This window comes from Enterococcus termitis (genome assembly GCF_001730305.1).
GTDB lineage: Bacteria > Bacillota > Bacilli > Lactobacillales > Enterococcaceae > Enterococcus_L > Enterococcus_L termitis.
This window is the reverse complement of record NZ_MIJY01000001.1, coordinates 267,020-284,417: the sequence shown is the minus strand read 5'-3', so window position 1 is coordinate 284,417 and position 17,398 is coordinate 267,020. Positions and strand designations below refer to the sequence as shown.

The following is a 17,398-nucleotide window of genomic DNA, read 5'->3' as shown; positions in this document are numbered from 1 at the left end:
AAAAATCCAACTACATAATTGCATCAAACTTCTACATTTTCAGCATCTAATGAAGCCAAGGCTTTTCCCAAGCAGGTACAAGCCTACAAGCTTTTTTGCTCATTTCCCTCCCCATTCATTTTTCAAATTCTTGCGATTCATTTCGCCTTCAGCTGTATCGATAAAGTGCTCGTTCTTATCGACAAACCCATCATACAGCTAAAGAACTTTTTTTCAACATTTTTACATAAAAAACGAAATAAAATTTCATTTAATAAAAAATAAACGTGTGAAACAAAAACGAAAAACTGTTTTGCTCCACACGCTAAATTCCAATAAATAGTGTCTATTTTCTATACTATACATAAAAAAACTCAATGCCGTCTTCGGGTTCTCCAACTTCAAAACCAAGTACAGTTGTCGCCTTTTCTTTAAATAGATTGAACCAAGCAGCCCACTCTTCATCCGGCAATAATGCATAGAATTGAAGACCACTAGGTTCCACAGAAACCTCAATAATCTGCTCGTTTCGTTCATTAGCAAACCATGTAGGAACACCATTAAGATAACCGCTCCATTGAGGCATTTCCTCATAAAGTTTTGCCAAACGCTCCCAATACTCATCAGGCAAACTGTAGTGAATATTTAAATTGTGATTGTGATGGTTCATTTAATCAACTCCATTTACATAAATCAAGTATTGGTCTTCATTTAAAAAGTTATCATAAATAAAATCAACTGGATAAAGCGTGTCATCAGCCAAACATAGCTCGCCTATTTTGGGACCTATTTCAGGAACAATCGCCTTTGCATTATCACTATCTATAAAAACAACATAGCTGAATTCTTGCTTGTTCCGCATCAAACCTAAATAGATTCGGCGAATAGATGGTTCGTTTTGCGCATATTCTAATAGAAAATCAATGATAGCAACTGGTCGCTCTGCCGGCAATCCAATTTGGATTTCACTATTTTTCTCGACTCTATAATGCGCTGTAAAAACCGAGCGATTTAACTGAACACTGTCAGAGTTTGGGTTTAACCAAAGAAAATCTAGCCCCATGTTCTCCTCAAAAATAGACACTATGCCAGCAAAATCAAGTGTAATAAAACGATCATTTTTTTTATACGCTGGAACACGCTGGTAAACATCTGTATAAACAGACAAGAACGTTTTTCCCTCTGAGGTAGTGCTTACGTAGATATGATTCGTTTGGTCTATATCAACAATAAGTTCTGAAGCAGTTTTAAGCCAGTCAATGACCTTATTTATCCCCTCTTCATTTCTGGGAAAATCAAAAAATTGAGTAGGTTCTATCTTTTTTTCTTTTTTAAATAAACGAAACATTGTTTCTCAGCTCCTCTTTTTAGATGAACTAAATCAGTCCACTTATTATTTTTTTCTTATGACGTCCAATATCCTATTCATAAACTCAGCAGAATAGTGCTCATGATTTTTATTGACCAAATAGGCTATTTCTATCTTATCTTTCAAGCTAAACCTTAAGAAGAAACGCTGATTCCAAGCCAAACACCAACTTCTAAGCCTTTTTTCAATTTCATCTTTTACTCGGGTATCCGCAGCATCTTTGTACAACGTAAGGAAATCAAAGAAATAATCTCTCCTATTTTGTGCTTCTAAAATGTTAAGTATGAGTAATTGAAAATAAGGTTCTTTTTTTGTTTTAAATAATGGTAATAGCAGCTCTTTAATAGCTAATGAATAGTGCTGGATCAAAGGTTCTACTGCTTTATTTCTTACGTCTCTCGATGAATCAGATAAGTATTCAATATATATAGGCAACTGTTCCTCCAATGGTAAACAAGCCGCCCAATTCAGCACAGACAATCTGATTTTCTTTTGTTTCGCGTGACGGAATTCAAGCATTTGATCCTTGTCCCTAATATCTTGTAACAATGCTAATCCATGAATAGCATTAGTTGGTTGAGTACTGATATATTTTAAATAATAGGCTCGACAATCGAACTTTGGGAAATCCCTTTGGACATATTTTAGCACTAGCTGCTTGATAGCTGTTGCATTGTCTAACAATTTTTCAAGCATCCGCGGATCTTCTGAATGGTAATTATAACACCATTCACATGCTAGTTTACGAATCACCAAATGCGGATGAACTAAAAGTTCATCTAGATAACTTTCTTCCCATCTTGCCTCTGTTTGAAGCTCCCGAAATGTCCAGATTAAAATCATTCGATCGCTATTTTTAAGTCCATTTTTCAATGTTTGTTTTCTATAGGAGTCAGCCAATAAAAAGCTCCACTGAAAAGCAGATCTTGCGATAAAACGATCCAAATCTGCTTGTGCGTTTAGTAGTAATTGAGGTTGACTTAGCAACTCTTGCTGAAATAATGCATAAATTATTTGATTTTCCTTATAAAGCAACGTTTTCAAACGATCGATCAACGGAAGACAAAAAAACAATTCATCTGTCGATAGTTGTTGATGATCTTTGGTAATTCTCTCCACCGCTAGCTCTCTCAAATAATCAATATGGTCGTTCAACGTAACTAGAAAAAAACGCAAACATTGTGGTGTATCTGAGTTACGCAGTTTCTTTATAGCAAGTTCTCTAACAAATCCATTAGGGTGACAAATCAGCCAACACCAAAAGACAGCAGGTGGTTCAATTGGCAAATCATGGAGGATATCTTCATTGATGTCCAACCAGCGCCACGCACTTCGTCCATAGGAAAAAGAACGCAGCTGTTTAAATGTGTTAATAAAATGTTTAGGTGTTTCTTCTTTTAACAACTTAGAAAGACAATCCATGTATGCTTCTATAGCCTCTTGATTAAAGATGATTTTTTGATAACAATACTTAATTGCCTCTGCGTGGTTCTTTATTTCAGACTGCTCTACTTTTAATACCAACCATTGGTTCATTCCATTCCCTCTTAATTCATTTTCATAGTAGTGTCCCTTTTATTTTAACATACTTAAATAGTTAAGATTTTATTACCCATAAGCATTATATATGACTTAGATAATTCTCTTCATCTATACTAAACATAACAGTCGTCATCATTCTATGCTTTACCAGGGAGGAAAATCATGAATATTTTAGTCGTTGGAGGAGCCGGCTACATCGGTTTCCATATTGTTAAACAGCTAGCAAGTACTGAACATCAAATAGTCGTCCTCGACAACCTGCAAACAGGACACGAAATGGCTGTCACTGAGTCAGCAATCTTTATCAATGGTGATGTTCGAGATAAACCCTTACTTAAATCATTATTTTCTGATTATTCGTTTGATGTTGTATTCCATTTTGCTGCTAATTCGTCTGTAGAAGAATCAATGAAAGATCCATTACTTTATTTTAACAATAATGTTTCTGGGTTGATTACGCTTTTAGAAGTAATGAATGAATTTGCTGTCAAAACAATTATTTTTTCTTCGACCGCTGCGGTTTACGGCGATACAACCGAAAAAATCATTACAGAAGATTCTCCAAGTGTTCCTAAAAATCCTTACGGTGAGAGCAAATATATGATGGAAAAAATCATTCAATGGTGTCATACAGCCTATGGCATCAATTATGTCGTTTTGCGGTATTTCAATGTTGCTGGTGCGGATCTAACTGGAATCATTGGCGAAGATCATCGTCCTGAAACACACTTGATTCCTATTGTTTTGGAAGTTCCGATGGGAAAAAGAGAATCCATTACTATATTTGGGAATGATTACGATACATTAGACGGGACTACTGTTAGAGATTACGTCCATGTAGTCGATTTAGCTGACGCCCACATATTAGCAATGACTTATTTATTGGCAGGAAATGACAGTACTATCTTCAATGTCGGCAGCTCTTTAGGTTTTTCAACTCTAGAAATCATTCAAAAAATTGAAGAACATACGAAAATGAAAATACCCGTTACTTACGGTCAACGTAGAGACGGAGACCCGCATTCTTTGATTGCTTCAAGTGAAAAAATCAAGAATATCTTAGGCTGGACACCGCACCATACTGATTTGGATTCGATTATTGAAAGTGCTTGGTCTTGGCATACAACACATTTGAATGGCTATGAAAAATAGTATTTAGCTTATAAGTAAAGAGCTTGAAGCATAACCCTTATGTTATCCTTCAAGCTCTTTTATTCTGTAGCAATTTCTTTTACGGTTTCATTTTCTTAATATTTTTTCCATCGCTTTTCCTTTTGCCAGTTCATCAACCAGCTTATCTAAGTAGCGAATTTTTTGCATCAACGGATCGTCTATTTCTTCCACTCGATAGCCGCAAATAACCCCTTTGATCAATGAAACATTAGGATTTAATTGTGGTGCCTCATCAAAGAATTGTTCAAAGTTCACCTTTGTTTCTATTTGATGCTCTAAGGACTTCTCATCATATCCGGTCAGCCAAAAAATAATTTCATCCACTTCCGCTTTTGTTCGGTCTTTTTTTTCTACCTTTTGTATATATAACGGATATACCGAGGCAAAGGACATTCCAAAAATCTTTGGTCTTTTTTCAGTCATGCTGTTTCATCCTTTCTTTCTATTCCTTTATCTTTATCATATCCTAAGTCTATATAAATAACTTTATTGTTGCTTTTCACGCAATTCTTTCAAGCTCACCAGTATTTGATTGATCATTTTTTGTTCCAGTTGCTTTAAAGATAAAGCTACTTGCTGGAGCTTCTCTTTTTTCTCTAATTCAAGTTTTTCATCTAAAGTCATCTTTCGAACGCTCTTCTGTTCGACTTTAGTATACGGCTGTTTTTCTTTTTTACTTATGATTAAAGTTAAAGTAAATAATGTTACTAGCAGCAACACAATCAATAAACCCAACATTTTCCACTACCCATCTTTTTTTTCGCCATTTTCTATCTTCTATTGTGCCAAATTTTTTAACAAAATACTAGTTAAAAAAATGTAGAGCAGAACTAAAGATTAGTTTTGCTCTACATTTACTTAGACGCATTATTGTCCTAAAATATCTAAAATAATTTGAGTATGCATTGCTGCACCTGTTTTAAAACAGTCTTCCATTACTTTAAATTTAGGATGATGATTCATGTAGCCGCAGCCTTCAGCTGCAGTTCCTCCTCCTAAAATAAAGAATGAGCCTGGCTTTACATCTGTATAAGCAGAAAAATCCTCACCGCCCATCATTTTAGGCGCTTCAAATATTTTCTCTTTTCCAACGACTTTTTCAGCTGCCGCCAAAACTAAATCAGTGGCATGGCTATCGTTGTTTACTTCGCTATAACCTAGTAAATAATCTAAATCATACGCCGCACCATACATATCACAGACGTTATCGATGATTGCTTCGATGCGCTGTTTGACAAACTGGCGAAGCTCTTTATCGTTCGTTCGGATGGTCCCTTGAATTTGTGCAGTATCCGGAATAACATTAGCCGTTTTCCCAGCATTAAACTCTCCGATAGAAATAACTACATTTGAAAAAGGACTGATATTACGTGAAACGATATTGTTTAAATTGTTGATGATTTCTACACCGATCATAATAGGGTCAATCGAAAGTTCTGGTGTCGATCCATGCGATCCCTTCCCTTGGATTTTAAGTGTAAAGACATCAGAAGAAGCACTTGCTGCGCCCTTTCTCGTACCAATCATGCCAACTGGAATATTTGGTGCAATATGCAAACCAAACACCATATCTACATCATCCATTACACCTGCTTCAACCAACAATTTTGCTCCGCCTGGCGGCTCTTCTTCTGCCGGTTGAAAGATAAATTTCACTGTTCCTGCAATTTTATCCTGCATGCTTGACAATGTTTTAACTGCCCCTAAAAGCATGGCAGTATGTGTATCATGTCCACAAGCATGCATCACGCCAGGATTCTCCGATGGAAAATCAACATCGGCTTCTTCTGTGATCGGTAATGCATCGATATCTGCTCTCAATGCAATCGTTTTTCCAGGTTTGCTACCTTTCAAAATAGCGATAACACTATTTTCAGTCAAAGAGCTGACTTCTAAATTAGGAAAATCAGCTAAAACTTTTTGAATATATTTTGCTGTTTCTACTTCATGAAATGATAATTCTGGATGACGGTGTAAATGTCTTCTCCATTTTACCATCTCAGTTTGAGGCATTTGTTCTTGGATGTTCGTCATGATTTTTCCTCCTTTGAAAATCTGGCTCTATAGTTATTTTGCCTGAACCAGACGATAAAAGCTATTATTTTATTTTTGTTTAATAAATAAAATGGTACCAGCGGTCAACAACCCAACTACTAGGAAGAAATAGAAGGTAGAAATGTACTGTCCTCCTGAAGCTTCAACTAGTTCACCAATCAACGTGGGTGCAACAAATCCGCCAAGGATACCACCTGTTGCAAGTGTACTGTAACTAGGTGCAAATGTAGCTCCCTCAAATATTTTTAACGGGATACTCATCATAGATACAAATGAAATGATCAAAAAGAAGTTTGCCAATCCCATAACCAGCGCCAGCAACACAAGATTTCCAATAAAATAAGAAGCAAAGGTTGCTAACGTTCCTAAAATCGCCGTAATAGCTACAACACTTTTTTCTCTATTTTGGAAGAACCTGCCAACCACGTAACTACCGCCAATTGAACCAATCAGCATGAAAAAACCACCAACACTGCTGATCAAGGCAGCTCCATTTAGATCTAAGCCGCGTGCTTCAGTTAAAAAGCTTGGCAGCCAATTTGAAAGACCATACAATATACAATTAATGAAAAATGAGCTGAAGAATAAAATCCACACTCGAATATCTGACCAAATTTTCCAAATAGATAACTTATTCGTCTGTTTCTCAGCAGCTGCAGTCAATTCTTGCTGCTTCTCATTTTTGGGAATAACGACTATAAGAAAAATAGCGATCAAAACAGCGACCACTGTCAAAATCAAGTAAGCATTTTTCCAACCAGCTTTTGTAATGATCGGTGATAAAACTAATGGACCGATAAATCCTGCTACACCAGCTGATGATAACAACAGACCTTGTGCAAAGGTACGTTTTTCAGGAGCAAAATTCATGGTGATCTCTTTACTTGCTGAAGATGCATAACCTGAATGAGCTAATAATCCTGTTAAAAAACGTAAAGACATGAACATGATCAATGATGTTCCAAACCCAAATAATAAAGAAAACAATCCCATTCCCAAAATCGATAGAATCAAAACGATCCGAGAACCGACTTTGTTGATCACTAAGCCCATAGGAATCTGCATAAGTGCATAACCTAAGAAAAAGGCGCTCATAATCATCCCTTTTGCTGCCGGATCTAATCCAAATTCTTCTGAAATCGGGATCAGTGAATACCCCACTGATATTTTGTCGATGTAGACCATCGTATACCCTAGAAATAGAGCAGCTAATAACAGCCCTGTCCTTTTTGATTTTTTGTTCTCCATAGATGCCTCCTTAAACAATAAAACTCCAAGCATATTCTATATGAGTAAAAAACGTGCCTGTCTTTTTTACTAAATCACTCATCTTTTGAATCATTCAAAGTAACGTAGAACATACGAACACTTTTTTCTCTCTTAAAATAATTGCTCATTCCTATAGTATAATCTATTACTTAACGAAAAAAAAGAGTTGCATGAAGATATTATTAAAAAAAAATGAATGAAATAGTTTTCTTAGCAGACACATTAATCGATTTCAAGCTTCTATTCTACGTAAAAAAAGATGGTACAAAGCTGATCGTTTTCTTGGAAATAAGTGTGATCTGCGACTCATTTCAAGATCTAGCATTTGTCCATCATTTGTTTTTATTTGAGCATGAAGCCAAACGATTAGTTTATCTCCTTCACACTGAGTTTATTTCTTTAATAGTTCTTTTTTACGCAGGTATTCTTCTTCTGTGATCGTTCCTTTGGCAAATTCCTCATCTAACAGATCGAACGCATTCTTGTGAGAATCAGGGATTTCAGTATATTGATTTGGTACAGCTCCTTGTTCCTCTTGTTGAGACGTTCTATTTTTAAGTAGATAAATCACTGCAATAATTGCAACTACGATCAATATCCACCAAAAAAAGCCCATTCCAAACATATTTCCACGCATCATCCCATGTCCTCCACTAAAATAACTTGAACAATCGCCCATTATAAATCGCTCCTAACTTGTTTTTACTTATTATAAAAGTAAAATATGTCAAAAGTGTGTCGAAAAATAAGTGTCGAAGACCTCTCTTTATAAGTGATGTCCTCAACACTCAAAATCTCAATAATCACAGAATCAGAAGTCTTCCCTCTACTTATTTTCGTGTTACTAAATCAGTATCAATATGCTCGATCAGCTTTTCATATAAAGCAAAAGATGGATGTTGGCTTAGTTCATTATCTTTGATCATTAATGATTGTTGATCAATGATGGTTTGGGTCAATGCATCCGCAAACGTGATAAAGTCATTGCCCGTTTCTTGGTTGTAGATCAATGAAAAATACTTTGATTGACGATAATATTTTTTTAACTGCTCTGATTTGATTTGCTCCGGCTGGTCTGCAAAATATTCATCATAACGAGCCGTATCTATTTTGCCATCTGTTACCGTTAATTGAATCCTGCCGATCAATCCATCACCGAAATCTTGCGCATAGCCAATATATTTTGTAGCTGAAGGTTTACGAATTTGATCTGCCAATTCAGCTGCGATAGCCATCAGTCCTTCACGTGCACTCGTCGAAGAGCCTTTTACTGTATTAAAATTGCCGTCGATTCGATTTTCTTCTCGCATTTGCTGCTCCACAAAAGTAATTCCATTGACCACCGTTACTAATGTTGCATCAGTTCTTGGATTTTGAGCTTGAAAAAAAGCATAGTCCGACAAACGTTTATTCGCTCCTGCATATGTTGATTCATAATAATTTTCAGCACCATATTCATTGAATTCAACATTGATGATCTTACTGTTTTCATCCGTCACAATTTCCACGATGCCTTTATTCCCTACATCAAAATAGCCTTCATTTGTAAAATAATTTCCTTCTAATAAGCCAAGCGGCGGCTGATTTGACCAAAACATTTTTTTCAATTTTTCTTCGTACGTATACATCGGCTTAGGATTTGAGCCAAAGGTCGTTTGAGTCGCACCAGTTACCACATCATAGTTATAGGAAGTATCTTCGAATACGAGATCATTTGTCTGTCCAGTTATTTCCTTTTTACTTGATGAAGTTGTTTCTTTTGTCGTAGAGTTAAAAATTGCTGTCTTAGCCGTTTCAGTTGATGAATGTGTACTTTCTCTTTGATCTGGTTTACATCCGGAAAGCACAATCAGTACACCTACGATGGAACTGATAAGTAAATAAGATTGCTTCATCTTTCTTCTCCTTAAATTCTTTACGCATTAAAACGATAGCCGCTACCCCAGATTGTTTCAATAGGTATTTCTGATAAGTTACCCTTTTTTAGCTTTTCTCTGATTCGTCCTACATGTACAACCACCGTGTAAATATCTCCGTCTAAATCATCCATATCCCAAACCTGTCGAAATAACTGCTCTTTCATCCAAACACGGTTCGGGTGTTCCATAAAAAAGAGCAAGAGATCCAGTTCTTTAGTGGTAAAGAAGAGTTCTTTTCCTAAAACATACACGCGGCGAGCGCCTTTATCAATGACGATTTGGCCTCGTTCAATTGTGTCATTAGGCTGATCGGAGCCTGTCAATAATTGATAACGCTTGATATGAGCCTGAACTCTAGCAACTAATTCACTTGGGCTAAACGGTTTGGTCAGATAATCATCTGCTCCTAAGCCTAGTCCTCTGATCTTATCGATATCTTCTTTTTTTGCAGAAACAATCATTAAAGGAATATTCTTTTTTTCTCTGATCCTGCGACAAATTTCGAATCCATCCATCGATGGCAACATGATATCAACGACAATTAAATCAAACGTTTCATTCAATGCTCGATTTAGGCCAGCCAATCCATCACTTGAGATCTCGGCTTCCATTTGATTGATTTCAAGATAATCCTTTTGTAATTCTGCAATACTTGCATCATCTTCAATTAATAGTATTCGTGATTTTTCATTTGACATCTGGCTGTCCTCCTCAAGCTTTTTTCAATAAAATACGAACTGTGGTTCCTTGACTCAATTCACTTTCTATCTGAACTTCCCCTTCATGCATATCGATAATTTGTTTAACGATTGCAAGACCTAAGCCACTGCCGCCAGTCTGAGATGAACGTTCTTTTTCACCACGGTAAAAATGATCAAAAACATACGGCAGCTGTTCTTTAGCAATGCCTTGTCCATTGTCCGTCACGCGAATTTCCACAAACGGGTCTTGCTCTAATACATTGATCGTCACTGCCAGTGGTTGATCGTTTTGCTGGAATTTCAAACTATTTTCGATCAAGTTGACAAAGACACGATTTAATTGCATTCGATCTCCTTCAACGTAACTCGGCTTCGTAGATTGAGTTTCCAGCCGGAGTAAAACTTGTCGATCCTGTAATTGAAATTCTTCAATAAGATGTTTTAGAAACTCATTTATATTGATACGTTCGAAATGAAAAGGAACAGCTTCTGCATCTAATTTAGAATAGAGAAACAACTCTTCGATCAACTCGTTTAAAGCAATCGCTTTTGTGTGGATCGTTTGCAAATAACGCGCTTGTTTTTCTGGAGAGTCCGCTACCCCATCAAGCAAGCCTTCCACATAACCAATAATCGAGGTGATCGGTGTTTTTAAATCATGGGAAATACTAGCAACAAGTTCTTTTCGATTGTTTTCTAATTTTTCCTGTTCATTGGTCGAATCGATCAATGCTGCTCGCATTTTTTCAAAATCATTAGTCAGTCGTTTGACTTCCAATGCTGTTTTTTCCGGTTGACTAGTCATCGGTGCCTGCAAATGTCCGGTACTGATTTCTGACATACCAGCACCTAAATTTTCCAACGGCTGAATGACTGTTTTTTTCAATAAATGATTTAAAAAGAGAACTCCGCCAATCGATATGACCAAAATTGACACAATAATCACTATCCCCCATTTTGTCATGAACTCGAGAACCGTATTTTCTTTTTTTAAAATCATTAATGTTCCTGCACTTTGGTCTTTAAAGTGAAAATCAAATTTCATATAACGATATAAACGACCAGCATTATCGATCGTGCCTCTTGTTTCAATATTATTGGCATCAAATTGGGGAAAGTGCACGATCAGCGATTTTTCTACCAAATCTTGTGAATAATAGATAATTTCCTCATTTTGACGAACGACAACACCTAAAGATTCTCCTTCAAATTGCTTGATCATTTGCTTGACTTCAGCTTGTGGGCGTTTTAATTGCTCCGGATCTGCTTTTGCGATCCCTCTTAGTTTCACATAAGCTAACTCTTCTTCCGGGCTTAATGAGCGCTGTTGCGTAAAGGTCCGATAGAGCGTTCCAGGACTAGGAATCGTTCCAGTCGTTACATAAAGAACGATACAAATGATCGCAACTAGAGAAAGACAGGCAATAGCGATCCCGCCAATATACGAAATCAGAAATCGTTTTTTGATCGTCATATTTTGCTCCTTTTACTCTACAAATCGGACCTAGCTCACAACATTCATCCATATGATTAAAAGCTAAACTCTGGGGTGTAGTCGCCCTCATAAGGTTCATGCTCTACAAAAACGGTAATATCTTTGCCGTTTCCATCTTTTCCTGTCCGTTTATAGGTGAATTTTTTGTCGTTTAATTCTGTTAGCTCTAATGCTGCACCATATTTATTTTGGCCAATTGATACGTGGGCACGAATTTTATTATGATTTATGACATCAAAGTAACCAAAATCGCCACGACTTACGCCTGTTTCTAAATTGAAAAATTCATATTTATTCGTATCTGCTGCAAATTTTGCTAAACTAATAAAATTACTATTGTATTGAGTGACATCATTGCCAGCCTCATCAACTACTTTTGTACCATTCCATAGTGTTTGTCCTAAGAGTTCAGCACCACTCCGTTTTTTATTGATCGTACCTGTAGTCGTAGTCAGTGTTTTTTCTGGTTCTGTAAACGAGAGCTTTTCTTTATTATAAGGGATATGCTCTACAAATACATCTACTTCATTTCCAGCTTGATCTTTCCCTTTACGAGTGTACGTAAATTTTTTATTCGTTAACTCTGTAATGTCTACAACGGCTTGATAATTCATAGATTCTGAGATAAGAATTCTTTTAGTTCCATCATTCGTAATGAAAAAAGTACCTCGGTCTCCACGACTTTCTCCCGTCTTAGCATCAAAGAATTCATAGCGTCCTGTTTCTTTATCGTATTTTGCTAAACCGATAAAATTGGCATTTTCTTTCGTTAAATCATTGTGTTCCTTATCATAAACTTTCGTGCCTTGCCAATTGGTTTGGCCTAAAATCTTCGTTAGCTTATCCCCTTTGGTTTTATTATTGTTTTGATTCTTTTTCTCTACTGCAAGTTGAGTAGTTTCTTTTGCCCCTAATGATTCTTGTGCTCCTACACCACATCCTGCTAATAATACAACTAAACTTGAAACACCTACGATTAATTTTTTATTTTTCTTGTTCATGTTTTTTTGCTCCTTCCAAAATAGAATTATTTATTTATTGCTTATTCTTATTGTATCGAGTGATTCTAAACGGAAAGTAACGAAAAAATAAACAAATTATAAACAATGATAAAAATGAAAAAAAGTCCAGCACTATTCAAATGAATATGCCAGACTAACCAAAAAAAGATGAAACAAAACTTCAAAAATGTTTTGTTTCATCTCTTAAATTATTTAGCTCTTGAGCTTTACGGATTCGTAAACAGATACTTTTACCTCTGTCTCTCTCAAGTATTTTTTAAACAACTGTTTCCTTTGGTAAATTTTCATAAAAAGCAGCTTTAGTTGCAGTTATATACGGCGTTAACCATAGATAACCAATTCCAGCAGTTAAAATTGCTAAAATATGCCAACCAATAAAACTCAAGTCTAATAAGAACAACTGCCCTTTATACCCATTCATTAGCTTACGGCTGCGAGTGATACAATTTAGAAAACCAGGTCGTTCACCTGTTTCTTCATACGCATCATAATAAACAAAATACGCTTGTGAATAAGCATAGCCTTTAATAATACCAGGAATGATCAAAAGTAATGACCACAGAAAAACAAAGATAGTCATTAATAGATAAACACAAATCACGCCTAAAATCACAGGACCTGCAAAGCCACGAAATGCATCAGAAAAAGGACGAATTTCTTGTCTTCTTCCACGTAAAAGGTCAAGGTATGTCCAAGAAATTCCGGCGCTGAACAATGCACCAAGAAGTCCCCCGATCAAACCTCCGCCTCCTCCACTAGAATTCCCGTCATAATTTGCTGTCCCATTTAATGCATCCGGATTATTTTGGAAAAATAGGAACATTGGTATTACTAGTAAAAAAAATAGAATAAGTCCGATAGCGATTGAAACCAGTGTAGGTACTAATGACATCAGCACACTATCTTTCCAACGTCCACGTAGAACCGTTTTGGCTTCTGTTTTTAACTCCGCTCTTGTTTTCATAAAACCTCTCCTTTCTTAATTAGTACAATAAGTATAACAAACGAATAACATTTACAAAAAATATAAGCACTCACTATGAGATATTTCAAAGATATACATTAAAAAAACACCTTCTTTTCTCTTAAACCAGAGAAAAGAAGGTGTTTAATTTTTGCTCTCTTAAAAACAAGCTACTTCTTAATAACAGTCAAAATCTTTTTTGATCAGATTTCTTATTTATTTTTTAAGTTGTAGAAAGATTTCAAGCCTTTGTATTCAGCAACTTCGCCTAATTGGTCTTCGATACGTAATAATTGGTTGTATTTAGCAATACGGTCAGTACGTGATAGAGAACCAGTTTTGATTTGACCAGCGTTTGTTGCAACAGCGATATCAGAGATTGTAGAATCTTCTGTTTCACCTGAACGGTGAGATACAACTGCAGTGTAGCCAGCTTCTTTAGCCATTTCGATTGCTTCAAATGTTTCTGTTAAAGTACCGATTTGGTTAACTTTGATTAGGATTGAGTTAGCGATACCTTTTTCGATACCTTCAGCTAATTTAGTTGTGTTTGTTACGAATAAATCGTCACCAACTAATTGAACTTTGTCGCCTAAAGCAACAGTTAATTTTTTGAAACCATCCCAGTCATTTTCATCTAATCCATCTTCGATTGAGATGATTGGGTATTTCGCGCATAATTCTTCGTAGAATGCGATCATTTCTTCAGTTGTTTTTTCGCCTTCGCCTGAATCAGCTAAAACGTAAACACCTTTTTCTTTATCGTAGAATTCAGAAGAAGCAGCATCCATAGCAAGAACGATATCTTTACCAGGTACATAGCCAGCTTTTTCGATTGCTTCGATGATTACTTCGAAACCTTCTTCGTTAGAACCTAAGTTAGGAGCGAAACCACCTTCGTCACCTACAGAAGTTGCTAGACCACGAGCTTTTAAGATTCCAGCTAATGCGTGGAATACTTCTGCACCGTAACGTAAAGCTTCTTTGAATGTAGGAGCGCCTACAGGCATGATCATAAATTCTTGGAAGTCGATACTGTTGTCAGCATGAGATCCGCCATTGATGATGTTCATCATAGGAGTTGGCAATACTTTCGTATTGAATCCGCCTAAGTAGTGGTATAAAGGTACTTCTAGGTAGTCAGCAGCAGCACGAGCTACAGCGATAGAAACACCAAGAATAGCGTTTGCGCCTAATTTACCTTTGTTAGGAGTTCCATCTAATTCGATCATTGCTTTGTCGATAGCCATTTGGTCACGTACATCGTAGCCAATGATAGCTTCAGCAATAATGTTATTAACGTTGTCAACTGCTTTAACTACCCCTTTACCTAAGTAACGAGATTTGTCGCCATCACGTAATTCAACTGCTTCGTATTCACCAGTTGAAGCTCCAGATGGAACCATTCCACGACCAAAAGCACCGCTTTCAGTGTATACTTCTACTTCGATTGTTGGGTTACCACGTGAGTCTAAGACTTCGCGTGCATATACATCAGTAATAATTGACATGTTTTGTCTCTCCTTTGAGTTTGTTTTATACTAAGGGGATTCAAGTTCCCTTAATTATGATTGTAGTGAATAAACGCGCGCTATGCAAACATTTTTTGCATAATTCATAGATTATTCAATGAATCTTTGATTAATTGCGTATATTGTTATATGCCGTGACTATTTAACGGCGTCTAACAAAGCTAAGAATGAATCTGCTTCAAGGCTTGCTCCGCCGACTAAAGCACCGTCAACGTTTTCTTTCGCCATATATTCAGCAATGTTTTCAGGTTTTACAGAACCGCCGTATTGGATACGTACAGCTTCTGATACTTCTTTACCGTATAATTTTTCAACTGTTGAACGTACAACGCCACAGATTTCATCCGCAATGTTTGCATCCGCAGATTTACCAGTTCCGATTGCCCAGATTGGTTCATAAGCAATAACCATTGAAGATACTTGCTCATTTGTTAAACCAACTAAACCGTTTGTGATTTGTCCTTCGATCCACTCAGCAGTTTTGCCTGCTTCATATGTTTCTAAAGATTCGCCACAACAGAAGATTGGTGTCATGTTGTTTGCAAAAATTGCTTTCGCTTTTTTGTTGATGTCTTCGTCTGTTTCATGGAAGTACTCACGACGTTCAGAGTGACCGATGATCACATATTGAACACCTAAGTCCGCAATCGCAGCTGGTGAGTTTTCACCAGTGAATGCGCCTGAGTTTTCCCAATAGCAGTTTTGTGCTGATAATTGTACTTGTGAATCTTTAAGATTCCAAGCCAATGGTGCCAAGAATAATGCAGGAGATCCGATTACTGAATCAACAACATCATTTGATGGGACAGCATTTTTTACAGCTTCAGCAAAGCTTTGTGCTTCTGCTAAAGTTTTGTTCATTTTCCAGTTACCAGCGATAATTGGTTTACGCATGGAAAAGCACATCCTTTTCTTATTATGGTATGGCATAGTGTGAGTTGAGAAAATGGTGTTTAAAAGGCAAACTTTCGATAATTCTCCTCACCTACTGACCCTCAATACTTGAAGTCCAACAGGTTCAGTCCAATGACTCAAGTTTAAATGCCTTTTTCACAACCTCTTCATTTATCGTTAATTGCTTCTGCGATTACTCCTCGCAGTTTTATTACTTATCATTAATTGCCGCTAAACCAGGTAATTCTTTACCTTCTAATAATTCTAAGCTTGCGCCCCCACCAGTTGAGATGTGAGTGAATTTGTCAGCAAAGCCTAATTGGATTGCAGCTGCAGCAGAGTCTCCTCCACCGATAATTGTTGTAGCATCTGCTAAGTTAGCGATTGCTTCACAAACACCTACAGTTCCTTTAGCAAAGTTGCTCATTTCGAATACGCCCATTGGACCGTTCCATACAACCGTTTTAGCACCTGCTAATTCTTTTGTGAACAATTCAATCGATTTAGGTCCAATATCTAAGCCCATGTAACCTTCTGGAACAGCTTCGCCATCAGTTACAACAGTTTCAACATCATTGCTGAATTCTTTTGCGCATACTGAGTCAATTGGTAAAATCAATTTGTCGCCAGCTTTTTCGATCAATTCTTTTGCTAAAGCAACTTTATCTTCTTCAACAAGTGAATTACCGATTTCAATTCCTTTTGCTTTGTAGAATGTATAAGTCATCCCACCACCGATAAGGATTTTATCCGCTTTAGCGATCAAGTTTTCAATAACACCAATCTTATCAGAAACTTTTGCTCCACCTAAGATAGCAACGAATGGACGTTTTGGTGCAGTCACAGCTTCACCAACGAACTTGATTTCTTTTTCCATTAGGAAGCCAGCAACTGTTGGAATACCAGTTGAAGCAATCCCTACGTTAGAAGCATGTGCACGGTGAGCCGTACCAAACGCATCATTGACAAATACATCGCCTAAAGAAGCCCAGTATTTACCTAATTCAGCGTCATTTCCGCTTTCTTTTTTACCATCGATATCTTCAAAACGAGTGTTTTCAAATACTAAAACATCGCCATCTTTCATATTGTTGACAGCAGTTTCTAATTCAGTACCACGTGTTTCAGGAACGAAAGTTACTGGTTTGCCCAATAATTCGCCTAAACGTTCTGCGACTGGTTTTAATGATTTGCCCGCTTTATCTTCTTCTGTTTTTACACGACCTAAGTGAGAGAAAAGAATCGCTTTTCCGCCATTGTCGATGACATATTGAATTGTTGGCAATGCAGCTACAATACGGTTGTCATTAGTAATCACGCCATCTTTCAACGGTACATTGAAATCAACACGGACAAGGACTTTTTTGTCTTTTAAATCAACATCTTTGATTGTTTTTTTAGCCATTATGAAGTACTCCTGTCTATAAAGTTTTTAAACGAAATAATATAAGCGGAGAAGCGCGTTGCTTCCCCGCTTATTATTT

Annotated in this window: 17 protein-coding genes; 1 reads left to right on the top strand and 16 read right to left on the bottom strand. The window is 36.7% G+C overall.

Features of this window, described 5'->3' with window-relative positions; all coding sequences use genetic code 11:
* Positions 1–337: 337 nt before the first annotated feature.
* From BCR25_RS01350 to BCR25_RS01340, 3 genes are read right to left on the bottom strand one after another with little or no spacing between them, the layout of a single operon-like run.
* Entirely contained in the window at positions 338–649 is a 312-nt protein-coding gene (locus BCR25_RS01350) for a hypothetical protein (protein WP_069661804.1), read from the bottom strand.
* Positions 650–1,327 carry an enhanced serine sensitivity protein SseB C-terminal domain-containing protein gene (locus tag BCR25_RS01345; RefSeq protein WP_069661803.1) on the bottom strand — a complete coding sequence of 226 codons (678 nt, stop codon included), beginning with the start codon at positions 1,325–1,327 and terminating at the stop codon, positions 650–652.
* 45 nt (positions 1,328–1,372) lie between these two features.
* On the bottom strand, positions 1,373–2,884 hold the full coding sequence (locus BCR25_RS01340; protein ID WP_069661802.1) for a hypothetical protein: 1,512 nt from the start codon (positions 2,882–2,884) through the stop codon (positions 1,373–1,375).
* A 168-nt stretch (positions 2,885–3,052) separates the two neighbouring features.
* Here BCR25_RS01340 and galE point away from each other — a divergent pair, with 168 nt between their 5' ends.
* On the top strand, positions 3,053–4,042 hold the full coding sequence (galE, locus tag BCR25_RS01335; protein WP_069661801.1) for a UDP-glucose 4-epimerase GalE: 990 nt from the start codon (positions 3,053–3,055) through the stop codon (positions 4,040–4,042).
* A gap of 87 nt (positions 4,043–4,129) precedes the next feature.
* Here the strand turns inward: galE and BCR25_RS01330 are convergent, their stop codons facing one another.
* The 13 genes from BCR25_RS01330 to BCR25_RS01270 all read right to left on the bottom strand — a co-directional run bounded on the left by BCR25_RS01330 (position 4,130) and on the right by BCR25_RS01270 (position 17,319).
* Entirely contained in the window at positions 4,130–4,486 is a 357-nt protein-coding gene (locus tag BCR25_RS01330) for a DUF2200 domain-containing protein (protein WP_069661800.1), read from the bottom strand.
* Positions 4,487–4,549: 63 nt separating this feature from the next.
* Complete coding sequence (locus BCR25_RS01325) at positions 4,550–4,801, bottom strand: hypothetical protein (RefSeq protein ID WP_069661799.1); 252 nt, start codon at positions 4,799–4,801, stop codon at positions 4,550–4,552.
* A 129-nt stretch (positions 4,802–4,930) separates the two neighbouring features.
* Positions 4,931–6,097, bottom strand: a complete 1,167-nt coding sequence (locus tag BCR25_RS01320; protein ID WP_069661798.1) for a M20 metallopeptidase family protein — start codon at positions 6,095–6,097, stop codon at positions 4,931–4,933.
* Between the two features lie 69 nt (positions 6,098–6,166).
* Positions 6,167–7,366, bottom strand: coding sequence for an MFS transporter (locus BCR25_RS01315; protein WP_069661797.1), 1,200 nt, complete (start codon positions 7,364–7,366; stop codon positions 6,167–6,169).
* 412 nt (positions 7,367–7,778) lie between these two features.
* A complete protein-coding gene (locus BCR25_RS01310) occupies positions 7,779–8,066 on the bottom strand; it encodes an SHOCT domain-containing protein (RefSeq protein WP_069661796.1) in 288 nt (95 codons plus the stop codon).
* A 151-nt stretch (positions 8,067–8,217) separates the two neighbouring features.
* Complete coding sequence (locus BCR25_RS01305) at positions 8,218–9,282, bottom strand: hypothetical protein (protein ID WP_069661795.1); 1,065 nt, start codon at positions 9,280–9,282, stop codon at positions 8,218–8,220.
* 20 nt (positions 9,283–9,302) lie between these two features.
* Entirely contained in the window at positions 9,303–10,004 is a 702-nt protein-coding gene (locus BCR25_RS01300) for a response regulator transcription factor (RefSeq protein ID WP_069661794.1), read from the bottom strand.
* A gap of 13 nt (positions 10,005–10,017) precedes the next feature.
* Positions 10,018–11,481: a HAMP domain-containing sensor histidine kinase gene (locus tag BCR25_RS01295; protein WP_069661793.1), complete on the bottom strand. Its 1,464-nt coding sequence runs from the start codon at positions 11,479–11,481 to the stop codon at positions 10,018–10,020.
* Positions 11,482–11,537: 56 nt separating this feature from the next.
* Positions 11,538–12,503, bottom strand: coding sequence for a DUF4822 domain-containing protein (locus BCR25_RS01290; protein WP_069661792.1), 966 nt, complete (start codon positions 12,501–12,503; stop codon positions 11,538–11,540).
* Positions 12,504–12,780: 277 nt separating this feature from the next.
* Entirely contained in the window at positions 12,781–13,488 is a 708-nt protein-coding gene (locus tag BCR25_RS01285; protein ID WP_069661791.1) for a DUF975 family protein, read from the bottom strand.
* A 212-nt stretch (positions 13,489–13,700) separates the two neighbouring features.
* Positions 13,701–14,999 (bottom strand): phosphopyruvate hydratase, encoded by a 1,299-nt coding sequence (gene eno / locus BCR25_RS01280; RefSeq protein WP_069661790.1) that lies wholly within the window; start codon positions 14,997–14,999, stop codon positions 13,701–13,703.
* 159 nt (positions 15,000–15,158) lie between these two features.
* Positions 15,159–15,914: a triose-phosphate isomerase gene (gene tpiA / locus BCR25_RS01275; RefSeq protein ID WP_069661789.1), complete on the bottom strand. Its 756-nt coding sequence runs from the start codon at positions 15,912–15,914 to the stop codon at positions 15,159–15,161.
* A gap of 211 nt (positions 15,915–16,125) precedes the next feature.
* Positions 16,126–17,319 (bottom strand): phosphoglycerate kinase, encoded by a 1,194-nt coding sequence (locus BCR25_RS01270; protein WP_069661788.1) that lies wholly within the window; start codon positions 17,317–17,319, stop codon positions 16,126–16,128.
* Positions 17,320–17,398: the final 79 nt, after the last annotated feature.

Excerpts from the sequence above, each read along its gene's own strand:
- BCR25_RS01305 (WP_069661795.1), bottom strand. The coding sequence starts at position 9,282 with ATGAAGCAATCTTATTTACTTATCAGTTCCATCGTAGGTGTACTGATT.
- BCR25_RS01310 (WP_069661796.1), bottom strand. The coding sequence starts at position 8,066 with ATGGGCGATTGTTCAAGTTATTTTAGTGGAGGACATGGGATGATGCGT.
- BCR25_RS01285 (WP_069661791.1), bottom strand. The coding sequence starts at position 13,488 with ATGAAAACAAGAGCGGAGTTAAAAACAGAAGCCAAAACGGTTCTACGT.
- BCR25_RS01270 (WP_069661788.1), bottom strand. The coding sequence starts at position 17,319 with ATGGCTAAAAAAACAATCAAAGATGTTGATTTAAAAGACAAAAAAGTC.
- BCR25_RS01330 (WP_069661800.1), bottom strand. The coding sequence starts at position 4,486 with ATGACTGAAAAAAGACCAAAGATTTTTGGAATGTCCTTTGCCTCGGTA.
- BCR25_RS01300 (WP_069661794.1), bottom strand. The coding sequence starts at position 10,004 with ATGTCAAATGAAAAATCACGAATACTATTAATTGAAGATGATGCAAGT.
- eno (WP_069661790.1), bottom strand. The coding sequence starts at position 14,999 with ATGTCAATTATTACTGATGTATATGCACGCGAAGTCTTAGACTCACGT.
- BCR25_RS01340 (WP_069661802.1), bottom strand. The coding sequence starts at position 2,884 with ATGAACCAATGGTTGGTATTAAAAGTAGAGCAGTCTGAAATAAAGAAC.
- BCR25_RS01345 (WP_069661803.1), bottom strand. The coding sequence starts at position 1,327 with ATGTTTCGTTTATTTAAAAAAGAAAAAAAGATAGAACCTACTCAATTT.
- BCR25_RS01315 (WP_069661797.1), bottom strand. The coding sequence starts at position 7,366 with ATGGAGAACAAAAAATCAAAAAGGACAGGGCTGTTATTAGCTGCTCTA.
- tpiA (WP_069661789.1), bottom strand. The coding sequence starts at position 15,914 with ATGCGTAAACCAATTATCGCTGGTAACTGGAAAATGAACAAAACTTTA.
- galE (WP_069661801.1), top strand. The coding sequence starts at position 3,053 with ATGAATATTTTAGTCGTTGGAGGAGCCGGCTACATCGGTTTCCATATT.
- BCR25_RS01290 (WP_069661792.1), bottom strand. The coding sequence starts at position 12,503 with ATGAACAAGAAAAATAAAAAATTAATCGTAGGTGTTTCAAGTTTAGTT.
- BCR25_RS01320 (WP_069661798.1), bottom strand. The coding sequence starts at position 6,097 with ATGACGAACATCCAAGAACAAATGCCTCAAACTGAGATGGTAAAATGG.
- BCR25_RS01350 (WP_069661804.1), bottom strand. The coding sequence starts at position 649 with ATGAACCATCACAATCACAATTTAAATATTCACTACAGTTTGCCTGAT.
- BCR25_RS01325 (WP_069661799.1), bottom strand. The coding sequence starts at position 4,801 with ATGTTGGGTTTATTGATTGTGTTGCTGCTAGTAACATTATTTACTTTA.
- BCR25_RS01295 (WP_069661793.1), bottom strand. The coding sequence starts at position 11,481 with ATGACGATCAAAAAACGATTTCTGATTTCGTATATTGGCGGGATCGCT.